Here is a 13495-nt window from a genome sequence, read left to right on the forward strand (position 1 = left end):
GTTCTTGTAGATTCGAACCTTCGCCCACTTCGACGGTATCACCGATGATGAGATTCGCCGCTCTCTTTTTCACAGTACTGGCTCTGACGTGCTCCACCACCCGGGCGACGACCGCCGCAGAATCGCCATCGCCCGGCGACCTTGAGTTCTTCGAGAACAAGATCCGCCCTGTGCTGATCGAGCGGTGCTACAAGTGCCATTCGCACAAGGAAGGCAAGGACAAGGGAGGCCTTTATCTTGACAGCCGGGCTGCGTTGCTGGCCGGCGGCGATAACGGGCCGTCGATCGTTGCCGGGGACCCCGGCAAGTCGAAGCTGATCGAAGCGATCGCGTACAAGAACGTCGATCTTCAGATGCCGCCGAAGGGAAAGCTTTCCGAGCAGCAGGTCGCTGACTTCACAGAATGGGTCAAACGCGGCGCACCTTGGCCGGCCGAGCAAGGGACGGTGGTCGCCAAGCCGAGTTCGAACTTCGACATCGCGCAGCGAAAGGCCGACCACTGGGCGTGGCAACCGGTCAAGCCAGTGGCGCCGCCGACGGTCAAAGATGCGTCCTGGCCGGCGGGGGACATCGACCGGTTCATCTTGGCGAAGCTCGAGGCAAAGGATCTGAAGCCGGCCGAGCAGGCCGACCGCCGAACGCTCATCCGCCGGGCGAGTTTCGCGATCACCGGCCTTCCGCCGACAGTGGACGAGGTCGAAGCATTTGTAGCCGATGCTTCGCCGAACGCGTTTGAGAAAGTGGTCGATCGCCTGCTGGCGTCGCCGCACTTCGGCGAGCGATGGGCGCGGCACTGGCTCGATCTTGTCCGCTACGCCGAGACACGCGGCCACGAGTTCGATCATGCCATTGATGGCGCGTTTCAGTACCGCGACTACGTCATCCGGGCCTTCAACGCCGATGTGCCTTACGACCAGTTCGTCGTCGAGCACATCGCCGGCGATCTGTTGGAGAAACCCCGGACAGGCCGCTCGGGGGAGGTCAACGAATCGATCCTGGCGACGGGTTTCTGGTTTCTCGGCGAATGGGTGCACTCGCCCGTCGATATCCGCCAGGACGAGACCGACCGCGTTGACAACCAGATTGACGTCATGGGCAAGACGTTCCTCGGGCTCACCATCGGCTGCGCCCGCTGCCACGATCACAAGTTCGACGCGATCAAGGACGAAGACTATTACGCGCTCGCCGGCTTCCTGCATTCGAGCAGCTACCGCGATGTGGCGTTCGAGAATGACACCTTCAACCGCGGCGTTGTGGGGAAGCTGGCCGAGATTGATAGCCAGACCCGGGCGAAGCTGCGAGCCGAGTTGGCGCGCGCCACGCAGCCGACCGCCGACCGACTGAACGCGTATCTCGCGGCCGCGGTCGCCCAGCTTCGCGATGCCAATGCAAAGCCGCCGGCCGATCTCAACCCGAGGATCGTTGCTACGTGGCGAGGAGAACTGCAGAGGGCCAAGACGGCGGCACACCCGCTGTTCGTGCTGGCATCAATCGCCCGGCTGAATCCGCCGGCGACGACAGAACAGGTATCCAAGGCGCTCGCCGAACTGGCGACGCCGGCGGCCGGGCAGGCCGCCATCACGGTTGTTGACTACGGCGCGGTTGCGCCGGGGCAATGGATCGCCGACGGTTTTGCGTTCGGTACCCAGCCACCTTCGTCCGCGGATTTCCGGATTGGTGCCGCTGACGCGCCGGTCGCAAAAGTCTTTGACGGCGCGACCGCCAGCAGTGACGCCGCCGGGACCAACGCCACCGGCGCCGATTTGCCCGGCTTGATCCGCACGCCGACGTTCCTGATCACCAAGCCGAAGCTGAGCATGCTCGTCCGCGGCAACGGCAAGGCGTTCATTTGCATCGATTCCCACCGGATGGTCCGCGGTCCGTTGCACGGCGTTTCGAACCAGCAAATCAAGGCCCCGGATTGGCAAATCAAAGCCGTCGATCTGAGCGGCTACATCGGTCAGCGGGCCCATATCGAGTTCGAGGCCGCCGGTCAGTCGTCGCTGGACATCCGGTTCGTTAAGCTCGGGGATACGGCAGAAGTACTGCCGACGCTGGGCGGATCGGTCGCCCGCGCCATCGGCGACCGTGTGACCAGCGTGGACGGCGTCGCAGGGGCCATGGCAGCCCAATTGACGCAAGCATGGCACGTCATCGCCAAGGCGACCGGACCCGCACCAGCCCACGCCGCACTCGCCGACTGGCTCTGGCAGAAGCCCGCACTTCTCGGCTACGACGACGCCGCGAAAGAACGCGTGTCGGCAATCCTCGCCGACCACGCCAAGAACCGTCAGCCGATCCGCTCTCAGTTCAAACTGTCCGCCACCGCGATGGCGATGCTCGACGGCACCGGCTTCGACGAGCGCCTGCTGATCCGCGGCCTGCACAAGACGCCCGGCGACGTCATCCCTCGGCGGTTTCTCGAAGCGCTCGACGGCCCGGCGCCGATGAAGATCGATCGCGGCTCCGGCCGGCTGCAACTGGCGCAGAAAATCGCCAGCGGCGATAACCCGCTCACCAGTCGGGTGATGGTTAACCGCGTCTGGCATCACCTCTTCGGCCGGGGCATTGTGGCGAGCACCGACAACTTCGGTCAGCTCGGGGATCGGCCGACGCACCCGGAGCTGCTCGACCACCTCGCCGCCGAGTTTGTGAAAGACGGCTGGTCAACCAAGCGGCTGATCCGCCGGCTCATCCTGACACGCACCTGGCAGATGAGCAGCCGTGAGACAGGAGTCGCGACGACTGCCGACCCGCAAAACCTTCTGCTGCACCGATCGAATCTCCAGCGACTGGAAGGCGAGGCGATTCGCGACCAGATGCTTGCGATCTCCGGCCGGCTCGACCCGAAACTGTTCGGGCCGAGTGTCGACGTCTACCTGACCGACTTCATGGAAGGCCGTGGCCGCCCCGGCAGGAGCGGCCCGATGGACGGTGCCGGCCGCCGGAGCATCTACACCGCCATCCGCCGAAACTTCCTCCCGCCAATGATGCTGGCGTTCGACATGCCCATCCCGTTTAACGCGATGGGCAAGCGCAGCGCGTCGAACGTGCCGGCTCAGGCACTGATCCTGATGAATGATCCGTTCGTCGTCGAACAGGCCACGCTCTGGGCCAAGGCCGTACTTGCCGACGAGAAGCTTGCCACCGCCGACCAGCGAATTGACCGGATGTACCGAATGGCGTTCGCGCGCCCGCCGTCTCCGACGGAAGTCGCCGATGCCAATGCGTTCCTTCAGCAGCAGGCGGCAGAACTGGGAATCGATCAGGAGAAGCGCGCGAACGACATTCGTACCTGGGCCGATCTGGCGCATGTACTGATGAACGTGAAGGAGTTCATTTACGTACCGTGACACCGGGTCCTTCGGAGTACCCCTGGAGACAGTCGGGTATTCCTGGGACCGCCGAGCGCCTGCTCGGCTCTTTGAATCTGTTTGGTGTTCGTGCCGAGCAAGCGCTCGGCGGTCCCAGGAGTCGTTCGGAACATCGAAGACGTTTCCCGTGACGAGCCATAGGAACGTCAAAATTGCTCAAGGCACCGTCCAATGACACACCACTGCCAACGCTTCGTCGCTCCCGCACTTTCCCGCCGTGACATGCTTCGCAACTGCGCCAGCGGGTTCGGCGCGGTGGCGCTGTCGGCGCTGCTGAACGACCGCGCCTTTGCCGCCGATACCGTGCCAACGCCCGGCGGCAGCCCGATGGCGGCGCGGGCTTCGCACTTCCCGGCCAAATGCCGCAACGTCATCTTCCTTTACATGGACGGCGGTCCCTCGCAGGTCGATACCTTCGACCCCAAGCCCATGCTGACCCGCGACCACGGCCAGCCCTTCAAGATGAAGATGGAGCCGACGCAGTTCGCCAACAACGGCAACACGCTCGGCTCGCCCTGGGCGTTCAAACCCGGTGGAACGTGCGGCACGCCGGTGTCGGACCTCTTTCCGCATGTCCGCGAGTTGATGGACGATATCGCCGTCGTGCGGTCGATGACCTCGGCGTTCTCCGAGCACACCAACGCCAATTACTTTCTGCATACCGGCTCCGGCCTGCAGGGCCGGCCGAGCATGGGAGCCTGGTTCACCTACGGTCTGGGCAGCGAGTGCCAGAACCTGCCGGGGTTCGTCGTCCTCAATGGCGGGCTGATTCCGCCGGGCGGGCTCGACAACTTCAACAGCGGCTTCCTGCCGGCATCGTACCAGGGATCGGTTTTCAAGCCGGCCAAACAGCCGGTGGCGAACGTCACGCCGCTGGAGGCCCGGCCCGAGCTTCAGCGCGGCAAGCTCGCGCTGATGAACAAACTTGACGCCGGCGCGGCACAACGCATGGGCAAGCAGGACGCACTGGAGTCGGCGATCGCCAACTACGAGCTGGCGTTCCGCATGCAGTCGGCGGTGCCTGAACTAATGGACCTGACGGGCGAGTCGGCGGCGACCAAGACGCTCTACGGTCTGGACGCGACCTACGACAAAACCCGGACGTTCGGCCTCGAATGCCTGATCGCCCGTCGGTTGATCGAGCGGGGCGTGAGGTTCATTGAGCTGACCGTCCCCAACACCGGCAATGACCGCTGGGACCAGCACAAGGAGCTCAAAAAGGGGCACGAGCAGAATTCGGCCGCGGTGGATCAACCGATCGCCGGCCTGCTGAAGGATCTCAAGAGCCGGGGTCTGCTCTCCAGCACGCTGGTGGTCTTCGCCGGCGAGTTCGGGCGCACGCCTTTCGCGCAGGGTGCCGACGGCCGCGACCACAACCCGTTCGGGTTCAGCGTCTGGATGGCCGGCGGCGGCGTCAAAGGCGGCACCGTCTACGGCGCGACCGACGACTACGGCTACAAAGCCGTCGACGGCAAGTGCCAGATCCACGACCTGCACGCGACCATGCTGCACCTCCTGGGCCTCGACCACAAAAAGGTCACCTACCGCTGGGGCGGCCGCGACATGCGGCTGACGGACGTTCATGGCGAGCTGATCACGCCGATCCTGGCGTGACGCCCTCTGCCCCGAGTACGGGGTAGAGGTGACAAGAGTCGGAGACGGACACTCATCCGGCTTTCAGTTTCGCAATCTGCTCGGCCACCTTCGCCAGATCCGCCTCAAACTCTCCGCGTGACTTGGCCCGAAGTGCCTCGTCGGGGATGCGAAGCAATGCCGAAGGATGGATGGTCGCCATCGTCCACGGCGACCATTCGGTCTTCATTACGTCTCCGCGCCGCTGGGTGACACGGAAGTCGCGACCGAGCAATGTCTGCGCCGCCGTCGATCCGAGGCAAACGAGAATCTGCGGCCGCACCACCTCGATCTCACGTACCAGCCACGGCTGACATGCCGAAACTTCACGGCTGCTCGGCTTAGCGTGAATTCGCCGCGTGCCGCGTGGCTCGAACTTGAAGTGCTTGACCGAGTTGGTCACGTAGCACTCGTCGCGGATGATGCCGACCTGCTGAAGCACCTCGTCCAGCAATTGCCCGGCCGGCCCGACGAACGGCCGGCCCTGGCGGTCTTCCTGATCGCCGGGCTGTTCGCCGACGAACATGACCATCGCGTCGTGCGGTCCTTCGCCAAAGACGACTTGTGAGCCGATATCGCACAGGTCGCAGCCGCGACAGTTCTTGGACGCTTCGGCGAGCACCTTCAGGCTGCGCGACTGGGGAATGAACGGCTCGGCCGTCCAGGGAAACGTGGCGGCCTTGCCAGCGGGGAGGCCACTCGCGTACGTCTCCGGCGACGTTGATGCACTGTACAGATCTCCGGCAGCAGCGTCTCCAGGCCTTGCCGATCCGCTGCTGCGGGGGCCGCTGCCCGGCCGGGCGTTTTCTCTCGATTTTCTGGTCATTTCCTCAACCCTTCTTGGTGCTTCGGCGAGCAGATCGGGAATGAGCTGCGTCTCCGGAAGCGTGGACCAATGCCGGACGGGCAGCTCTTTCTTCATCGCGGCGATCTTGATTCTGGCGGGGTTGAAAATGTTCGCGTAATAGGTCCGCCAGAGGGACTCTAGCTCGTCCGCTTGCGGTGCCTGCGACTGCGGCACGCCGGGACCGAAATGCAGCGTGTGCCCGTCCCACGCGACCGAATCATCTGGCGTCAGGATCGTCCACCGCATCGCCGCGAACCGGCCGCGGAAGAACGGTGCCGTCAGGCGAACGATGTAGTGGTCCGGCCGGTGCCAGGCGACGAAATGTTCTTCGCCCGATTCGGCCGGCACCTGTCGGAAGCGCACGAAAGCGGTCATCTTATGGCGGTCGCGGCGGACGTCGCGCTCCATCGCGCCCAGTTGATAAACGTCGTCGTCGGTCACCCGCTCCAGCAGTTCCGGCTCGCCGTGCGTCAGACGCCAGAGTGTTCGATAGAGCAGGTTCCAGCGATCGGGGTCGCGATGACAGGCGACCTTGCTCGCCAGGTCGAGGTACTCGCGTGGCACCCGGGTCTGTGCAGCCGGCTGCGACGAAACCGGTGGGGTGAGCGCGGTGTTCGACAGCAGCGACGGCTCATCCTCACGATCGAGCCAGAGAATCTGGGGTGGCGAGATCTGACCAGCGAGCATCTGCCGGGCTAGGTCGCGCCAGCGGTCGAAGTCTCGGTCGGTCGTGAGCTGGTACATCGAATCCCCTCCGAAACACTCGGTTGTCACACTTCTCCGGTCCGCGCCGACCCGGCCGCCGCGAACAACTCCAGCTGCACGTGCGGCGTTACCACGCGATGAGCCAGGTCGTCCCGATCGATTCGCAGCGCCTCGGGATTGTGGTCGGCGGTGATGACGAACGCCCGAATCCGCCGCATCGGCGCTCGCAGCTTCGCCAGGTCGTCCAGACGGATGCTCTGGTGCCGGCGAATCTGGATAATTCGATCGACATTCCGCACGCCGAGCCCCGGAATGCGAAGTAGCAATTCGCGCGGCGCCTTGTTCAGGTCCACCGGAAATCGATCACGATTCCGCAGCGCCCACGACAGCTTGGGGTCCATCTCCAGCGACAGATTCGGTTCGGCGGCCGTCGTGAGTTCATTGACGCCGAACCCGTAAAACCGAATTAGCCAGTCGGACTGGTACAGCCGGTGTTCGCGGATGAGCGGCGGCGGTTCCGGGGGCAGGCGGTCGTCGCCGTGAGGGATCGGACTGTACGCCGAGTAATACACCCGCCGCAGGCGGTGCCGCCTGTAAAGGGCGTCGGCGGTCTGCAGGATCTGCCCGTCGGTGCTGGCCGTCGCGCCGACGATCATCTGCGTGCTCTGTCCGGCGGGGGCGAACTTCGGTGCGCTCTTGTGTTTTCGCACCTCTTCGCCGGACGCAAGAATCTGCCCGGCCATCTCCTGCATCGTCTTCTCGATCTGCTGTCGCGATTTTTCCGGCGCGAGTCGATCAAGATCTTCCTGCGTGGGCAGTTCCACATTAGCGCTCAGTCGATCGGCGACCAGGCCGGCCCGCTCAATCAACTCCGGCGAGGCCCCGGGAACGGTCTTGAGATGGATGTAGCCGTTGAAGTTCTCCTGGTATCGAAGCAACCGGGCGACCTCGATCAACTGCTCCATCGTGTAGTCGACCGACCGAATGATCCCGCTGCTGAGGAATAGCCCTTCGATGTAGTTGCGCTTGTAGAACTCGATTGTGAGGTGTGCGACCTCGGCCGGCGTAAACCGCGCCCGTGGCGTGTCGCTGGTTACGCGATTGACACAGAACTGGCAGTCGTAAATGCAGTAGTTGGTCAGCAGGATCTTGAGCAGCGAAACACACCGGCCATCCGGCGTGTAGCTGTGGCAGATGCCGATTTTCGTCGTGTCGCCCAGTTGCGTGCCGTCGTTCCGCCGACGCGATCCGGAGCTGGCGCACGAGGCATCGTACTTGGCGGCATCGGCGAGAATGGCGAGCTTTTGACGCAGTTCCATCCGTGGAAGCCTTTCTCGTTGCCCGCATGACCGGTCACAAAACGACAACTAAAGTATATCCAAACTTATCGCTAACGGCCGGATAAGAATCGGGTTTCAAGGGAAATGAAAGCGCCGTGCTGCGCCACTGGTCGCGACGTTACACTTGGCGTCATGCAACCGCTCCTCCCTGATGAATGCCGTGTGCTCGGCGTGCTCATCGAAAAGCAGATGACCACGCCGGACCAGTACCCGCTCACGCTCAATGCGATCGTGAACGGATCGAACCAGAAGAACAACCGCTTTCCCGTGCTCGAGATGGACGACGACCAAGCCTACGCCGCGACCGAAGGATTGCGACAGAAGGGACTGGTGGTGGTCGTGGAGCAATCCGGGGCGCGGGTGTCGAAGTACAAACACACCGCCGCCGAGAAGCTCGACTGCCGGCCGGCGGAGTTGGCGCTGCTCGCCGAGCTGCTGATGCGCGGTCCGCAGTCGGCGGGGGAACTGCGGAGCCGAGCGTCGCGAATGCAGCCATTCGAATCGCTCCCTTCGACGGAGGGATTCCTGCGGTCGCTGATGGAGCGGGCCGAGCCGCTGGTGCGCCGGCTGCCGCCGGCACCGGGTACGCGTGCAGAAAAGTACGCCCAACTGTTGTGCCCCGATGCCCACCCGATTGATGCAATGGCCGTCGCCGCGGGCGCGATCGTCGCCGCCGAAACGGCGCGATCCTCCGCCGATATGCCCGCCAGCAGTTCGGCGGATGCCGAGCTGGTGAATCGCGTCGCCGCACTTGAAAGCGAGGTCGCAGCCCTGAAGGCCGCCCTGAGCCGACTGGCAGCGGAAATCGGAGCCGCAGACCCCATCGCGGGAGTCTGAACCTGCCTGACGCAGGACGAGGAAGCAGCCGAGGCCTGGTTGCGTTTACGGCGGCAGTTCCGCCATCAAGCGTGACCGGCGTTGACACCAAGCGCTTGCAGTACCACCCACGCCATCAGTACGCCTCGGGCCGTCCACATCGCGGTTCGCAGCCAATTGGTCCGTACCAGTGTTTGGCAGGCGGATGCGTCAAAGCCGCGAGACAGGATGTCGTGCTTGGGCACCTGCAGGAACGCCGTCGAAAGCCAGAGCAGGGCGGCCAGGCCGACACCAGTCCACGCGGCCCACGTTGGTAGCGCCGCATGTGGCCGAACCAGCAGCAGGACGGCCGTCGACATCTCCACCAGCATCGCCGGTCCGACGGCGAGCGTGGTGAAGCGAGTATGCCGGCGGTGGTAGTCGCAGAACCGATCGGCGCCCACCTGTGGAAACTGCGCGTAGTGAACAACCTGCACGAACCAGATCAGCCCGACCATGTACCAGGTGCTCGCAAGATTTAAGACCAGCAGCAGCGACGGGATTTCCATGGCCGGCATTGTAGGGCAGCTTTCAACGCATCACACCGGCCGCTAAACTCCCGACCCCTTACGAATTGGAGCGACACATGAGCAGCGATATCCGTATTTCCGTCACCGACCGTTTCGGCCGTCAGACCGCCAGCAGCGGCAGCAAGTGGGAGCCGATCATGGGCTATTCCCGCGCCGTCCGCAGCGGCAACTTCATCGCCGTCACCGGCACGGTCGGCGTCAGCGCCGATGGCTCCTATTCCAAGAGCCTCGGCGACCAGACCCGCCGCAGCCTGATGATCATCCGCGCCGCAATCGAAGCCCTCGGCGGCAAGATGGAACAGGTCATCCGCACGCGCATGTTCGTGACGGATGTCAGCAAGTGGGAGGAAGTCGCCCGCGTACACGGCGAAGTCTTCGGCGAAATCCGCCCGGCGACAAGCATCCTGGAAGTGGCAAAGCTGATCGACGGCGACGCGCAGATTGAGATCGAGGCGGATGTGATTGTGGGCTGACAATAGTCGCGTGCCATGCCCACGCCGGGCCATGACACTTGAAGACTGATGGTCCTCCCGCGTGGGCGTGTGTAGGTTGATTTCGGCCGCAGAGCACATGCCCACGCGAGAGTGTCTCGCGGAACTTGAAGCCCATCTCTCGGAGTGGGCATGTCACAAAAGACGAAACCGTTGCCCGAGGGGAAGTCCGACAGCATCCGCCACGGGCAAGCGAGTACGCTTGCACATGCCACCCAAACTGAGCCGCGGATCGGCACGATCCGCTAGAACATCTTCAGCTGATCCCGCTCGAAGTAGAACTTGCTCTGCGGCTGGTCGATCGGGATCTTGTAGTGCCCGCTCCAGCAAGCCGAGCAGTAGTCCTTCGGCTGGCCGCGCATGCACGCGGCCATGCCTTCGAGCGACAGGTACGCCAGGCTGTCGACCTCCAGGAAGTCGGCGACTTCCTGCACGGTGCGGTTGTAGGCGATCAGTTCCTGGTTGGTGGGGAAGTCGATGCCGTAGAAACAGGGATGGCGGATCGGCGGGCAACTGACGCGAAGGTGGATCTCTTTCGCGCCGGCCCGGCGAATGGCGCGCATCTTGGAGCGCGTCGTCGTCCCGCGGACGACCGAGTCTTCCACGATTACCACGCGCTTGTCGCGCACCACGTCTGGAATGATATTCAGCTTCACCGCGACGGCTTTATCGCGCGCGGCCTGGCCGGGGAGGATGAATGTTCGGCCGACGAAGCGGTTGGGGACGATGCCTTCTTCAAAGTCGATCTTGCTTTCCTTCGAGAAACCCAGCGCCGCCGACCGGCCGCTGTCGGGCATCGGCATGACGAAGTCGGCCTTCACCGGTGCTTCGCGGGCGAGTTGGCGGCCCATCGCCTCGCGGGTGATGTGCACGTTCTGCCCGAAGATCTTGCTCGCGGGGTTGCTGAAGTAGACGTGCTCGAACATGCACTGGGCCAGTTCGGGCGCGGGCACATCGTATTTGCGGGTGCTGACGCCGCTGTCGTCGATGCGGACGATCTCCGCAGGCTCGATATCGCGGACGTACTCTGCGTCGATCGCGTCGAAGGCGCACGTCTCACTTGCGACACACCAGTGGCCTTCCCTTGTGCGGCCGAGGGCCAGCGGACGGATGCCGTACGGGTCGCGGCAGGCCTCGATGCGGTCGGGGAAGAGGAACAGCAGGCTGAACGCACCCTGCAGATGCTTTAGAACGTGGATCAGCGGATCGGCCTTGCTGGCATGGCTCGGCTTGGCCAGCAGGTGGACGATGATCTCGGTGTCGGTCGTGCTCTGGAAGATGTGCCCGTGGGCTTCATATTCCTTGCGCAGCAGTTGAGCATTGATGAGGTTGCCGTTGTGCGCCACGGCGACCGGGCCGAGGGAGAACTCTCTCAGCAGCGGCTGCGCGTTGGCGAGCTTGCTGCTACCGGTGGTGCTGTAGCGCACGTGCCCGATCGCGCCGGTGCCGGCGAGTTCTTCCCGCAGCATGCGCGGCGTGAACACCTGGCTGACTAGGCCCATGCCTGTATGGCCATTCAAATCCTTGCCATCGGTGACGGCAATGCCGGCGGATTCCTGACCTCGGTGCTGCTGCGCGAACAGCCCGGTGTAGGTGATCTGCGCCGCTTCCTTCGGGCCCCAGATGCCGAAGACGCCGCATTTTTCTTTCTTCTCGTATTCATCGAGAAGACTGTCTTCAAGCACGGTGAGCGGAACGCTCAAGGGAATCTCCAGTGAGGCTGACCCGATGAGTCGGCCTCGCAAACAAATGGACCCGGTCAAGCTACGCAAAACGTCAGAATGTATCGCCCTTCGGTCGGGCAGGGAAAAGTTCGTTCAAGACGATCGTGGCGGTCGGCATGGCGACCGGCGAAATCACGTCATCCGGTGACAGTATCTGTCTATCGGTATAGCTCGCGTCCGGCGGGGTGTCGCGATCCCAATGGCTCGTCGAGTTCCATTGCGGCGTCCGGTGAACCTCTAAAGCGCGTTCTCGCAGATTTAGAATCCAATACTCTGGCACATCAGCAGCCGCATAGTACGCCGCTTTCCGCCGATCGAGGTAAAGGGACGAATCGGCGATTTCCACGATCAGTCGTGCGGTCGAAGGGTGCTGCGAATAGTCGTTGGGCGTTCCGAGGACAACGGCGATATCGGGTTCGGGCTCGGATGTGCCGTCTTCCAAGTCGAGAGGCATCTGCGGGCGAATCCAGTACTTGTCCACTGTGAACACTGGACGCAACGCGATGTCCACCAAGCTGATCGCCACGCTATGCCAATTGCCTTGGCCTGCCATCTCGTAGATCTCCCCACTCAGCAACAGCGCACGCTTACCCCGGAACCACCCCAGATCGGCCATCTGGTAGTATTCGTCTCGAGTCCAACGTTTGATTCTGGGTTCGAGCAACTTCATGATGAGCCAGCTACGAATCAAAGCCACGCGAACGTCGACTGCCGATTATAACCGCGATTCACTCACCCCTCCAGTAATGCCTCGGCTATCATCGGTCTCAGGAACGACCCTAACCATGACGCACCTCTCCGCCCATTAAGCACTTATGCGAGGAAAGCCGAAGAAAGCATCTCGCGAGAAGGACTTCACCAGTCGGTATCTGACCGGCGATTTTGACGAAGACCGCGTCGAACAGAACGAAACCTTCAGCGAACGCAACAAGACGCAGCAGCACGACAGGATGGTGAAAACCGCCGCGCTGCGAGAAGAACAATCGGGCATCGATTTCGAAACCTTGCCTATCGGGGAAGTCATCCAGGTGTTCTCGCTGTTCAGCGAAGTTGCTTATCAGGGCAAAACCTACCTTTGCGTCATTCGGCGAACGCTCACTCGCACCACGAATACATTCGTCGTGGTGGGGGACTTTGTTCGTTTCCGAATCGAGACCGAGCGCGGTGCGCCGTTGGTCGAAGGTGGCCCCGCGACAGCCGACCTGCAACCGGAAGGTGTGGTCGAACAGATCATGCCGCGCAAGTCGATGCTGACCCGCGCCGACAGTTTCAAAGGGACGACGCAGCATCCCATCATCGCCAACGCCGACCAAGTACTGATCGTCGCCAGCATCCGCCAGCCTTACGTGAAGTGGGGGTTGATCGACCGTATGCTGATCGCCGCCAAGGCGGGGGGCCTGAAGCCGATCGTTTGCCTGAACAAGGTCGACTTGGCAAAGCCCGAAGACGACGGCAAGGTTCCCGATGACCTGGCCGAGGCCAACGAAGTGCTCGCCCACTACGCCACGATGGACGTCGGCATCTGCCGGACCAGCGTGGATGCCGCGATCGGCCTGGAAGAGATGCGCGACCTGCTGGCCAACCGCATCACCGTGCTGGCAGGGCACAGCGGCGTAGGCAAAAGCAGCCTGATCCGCGCGATCGAACCCACGCTCGATCTTCGTGTCGGCATCGTCAGCCGGTACACCGATAAGGGCCGGCATACCACGACGTCCGCCCGGCGGTATCCGCTCACCATCGGCGGGGCGGTCGTTGATACGCCGGGCGTGAAGCAGTTCGGCCTGTGGGGCGTGACGCGCGAGAACCTGGAAGAGTTCTTTCCCGACATCACCTCGGGGAATGCGCCCGACTGGCGCAAGCTCAGTTATCGCCGCATTCTCGAATCGCTGCCGGAACCGGGCTATACCTGACGCAACCATGTCCGTGCCGATCGTTTAGCGGTCGCACCGCAGGTGCACTCTTGGTCGTGATGTCCTGGCTGGAGTGTCGATTCGCCC

The 13495-nt window shown here is 63.1% G+C and carries 10 protein-coding genes; 5 read left to right on the forward strand and 5 right to left on the reverse strand.

The features are described from left to right. Nucleotides 1-47 precede the first annotated feature (47 nt). A complete protein-coding gene (locus IPV69_RS03615) occupies nt 48-3353 on the forward strand; it encodes a PSD1 and planctomycete cytochrome C domain-containing protein (RefSeq protein WP_206293548.1) in 3306 nt (1101 codons plus the stop codon). A 243-nt stretch (nt 3354-3596) separates the two neighbouring features. Continuing rightward, nucleotides 3597-4988 carry a DUF1501 domain-containing protein gene (locus tag IPV69_RS03620; RefSeq protein ID WP_206293549.1) on the forward strand — a complete coding sequence of 464 codons (1392 nt, stop codon included), beginning with the start codon at nt 3597-3599 and terminating at the stop codon, nt 4986-4988. Between the two features lie 52 nt (nt 4989-5040). Here the strand turns inward: IPV69_RS03620 and IPV69_RS03625 are convergent, their stop codons facing one another. Together IPV69_RS03625 and IPV69_RS03630 are read right to left on the reverse strand one after the other, a co-directional pair. Beyond that, the gene (locus IPV69_RS03625) at nt 5041-6597 is read right to left on the reverse strand and encodes a UdgX family uracil-DNA binding protein (RefSeq protein ID WP_206293550.1); all 1557 of its coding nucleotides are present in this window, start codon (nt 6595-6597) and stop codon (nt 5041-5043) included. Between the two features lie 26 nt (nt 6598-6623). After that, nucleotides 6624-7877 carry a putative DNA modification/repair radical SAM protein gene (locus tag IPV69_RS03630; protein WP_206293551.1) on the reverse strand — a complete coding sequence of 418 codons (1254 nt, stop codon included), beginning with the start codon at nt 7875-7877 and terminating at the stop codon, nt 6624-6626. A gap of 153 nt (nt 7878-8030) precedes the next feature. On the opposite strand from IPV69_RS03630, the gene IPV69_RS03635 reads away from it, so the two are divergent. Next, on the forward strand, nt 8031-8735 hold the full coding sequence (locus IPV69_RS03635; RefSeq protein WP_206293552.1) for a YceH family protein: 705 nt from the start codon (nt 8031-8033) through the stop codon (nt 8733-8735). 65 nt (nt 8736-8800) lie between these two features. On the opposite strand, the gene IPV69_RS03640 is transcribed toward IPV69_RS03635, so the two are convergent. After that, nucleotides 8801-9262 (reverse strand): hypothetical protein, encoded by a 462-nt coding sequence (locus IPV69_RS03640; RefSeq protein WP_206293553.1) that lies wholly within the window; start codon nt 9260-9262, stop codon nt 8801-8803. 77 nt (nt 9263-9339) lie between these two features. Between IPV69_RS03640 and IPV69_RS03645 the strand changes: the two genes are divergently transcribed. Continuing rightward, a complete protein-coding gene (locus IPV69_RS03645; protein ID WP_206293554.1) occupies nt 9340-9756 on the forward strand; it encodes a RidA family protein in 417 nt (138 codons plus the stop codon). 263 nt (nt 9757-10019) lie between these two features. On the opposite strand, the gene purF is transcribed toward IPV69_RS03645, so the two are convergent. Then, a complete protein-coding gene (gene purF, locus IPV69_RS03650; RefSeq protein ID WP_206293555.1) occupies nt 10020-11477 on the reverse strand; it encodes an amidophosphoribosyltransferase in 1458 nt (485 codons plus the stop codon). A 73-nt stretch (nt 11478-11550) separates the two neighbouring features. Continuing rightward, nucleotides 11551-12168 carry a Uma2 family endonuclease gene (locus IPV69_RS03655; protein ID WP_206293556.1) on the reverse strand — a complete coding sequence of 206 codons (618 nt, stop codon included), beginning with the start codon at nt 12166-12168 and terminating at the stop codon, nt 11551-11553. A gap of 145 nt (nt 12169-12313) precedes the next feature. Between IPV69_RS03655 and rsgA the strand changes: the two genes are divergently transcribed. Next, nucleotides 12314-13408 carry a ribosome small subunit-dependent GTPase A gene (gene rsgA, locus IPV69_RS03660; protein WP_206293557.1) on the forward strand — a complete coding sequence of 365 codons (1095 nt, stop codon included), beginning with the start codon at nt 12314-12316 and terminating at the stop codon, nt 13406-13408. Nucleotides 13409-13495 lie beyond the last annotated feature (87 nt).

The organism is Humisphaera borealis (assembly GCF_015169395.1).
Classification (GTDB): domain Bacteria; phylum Planctomycetota; class Phycisphaerae; order Tepidisphaerales; family Tepidisphaeraceae; genus Humisphaera; species Humisphaera borealis.

Bases quoted from the DNA above. Each gene is read 5' to 3' on its own strand.
- IPV69_RS03630 (WP_206293551.1), bottom strand. From the start codon at position 7,877: ATGGAACTGCGTCAAAAGCTCGCCATTCTCGCCGATGCCGCCAAGTAC.
- IPV69_RS03645 (WP_206293554.1), top strand. From the start codon at position 9,340: ATGAGCAGCGATATCCGTATTTCCGTCACCGACCGTTTCGGCCGTCAG.
- IPV69_RS03620 (WP_206293549.1), top strand. From the start codon at position 3,597: ATGCTTCGCAACTGCGCCAGCGGGTTCGGCGCGGTGGCGCTGTCGGCG.
- IPV69_RS03625 (WP_206293550.1), bottom strand. From the start codon at position 6,597: ATGTACCAGCTCACGACCGACCGAGACTTCGACCGCTGGCGCGACCTA.
- IPV69_RS03615 (WP_206293548.1), top strand. From the start codon at position 48: ATGAGATTCGCCGCTCTCTTTTTCACAGTACTGGCTCTGACGTGCTCC.
- IPV69_RS03640 (WP_206293553.1), bottom strand. From the start codon at position 9,262: ATGGAAATCCCGTCGCTGCTGCTGGTCTTAAATCTTGCGAGCACCTGG.
- rsgA (WP_206293557.1), top strand. From the start codon at position 12,314: ATGCGAGGAAAGCCGAAGAAAGCATCTCGCGAGAAGGACTTCACCAGT.
- IPV69_RS03655 (WP_206293556.1), bottom strand. From the start codon at position 12,168: ATGAAGTTGCTCGAACCCAGAATCAAACGTTGGACTCGAGACGAATAC.
- IPV69_RS03635 (WP_206293552.1), top strand. From the start codon at position 8,031: ATGCAACCGCTCCTCCCTGATGAATGCCGTGTGCTCGGCGTGCTCATC.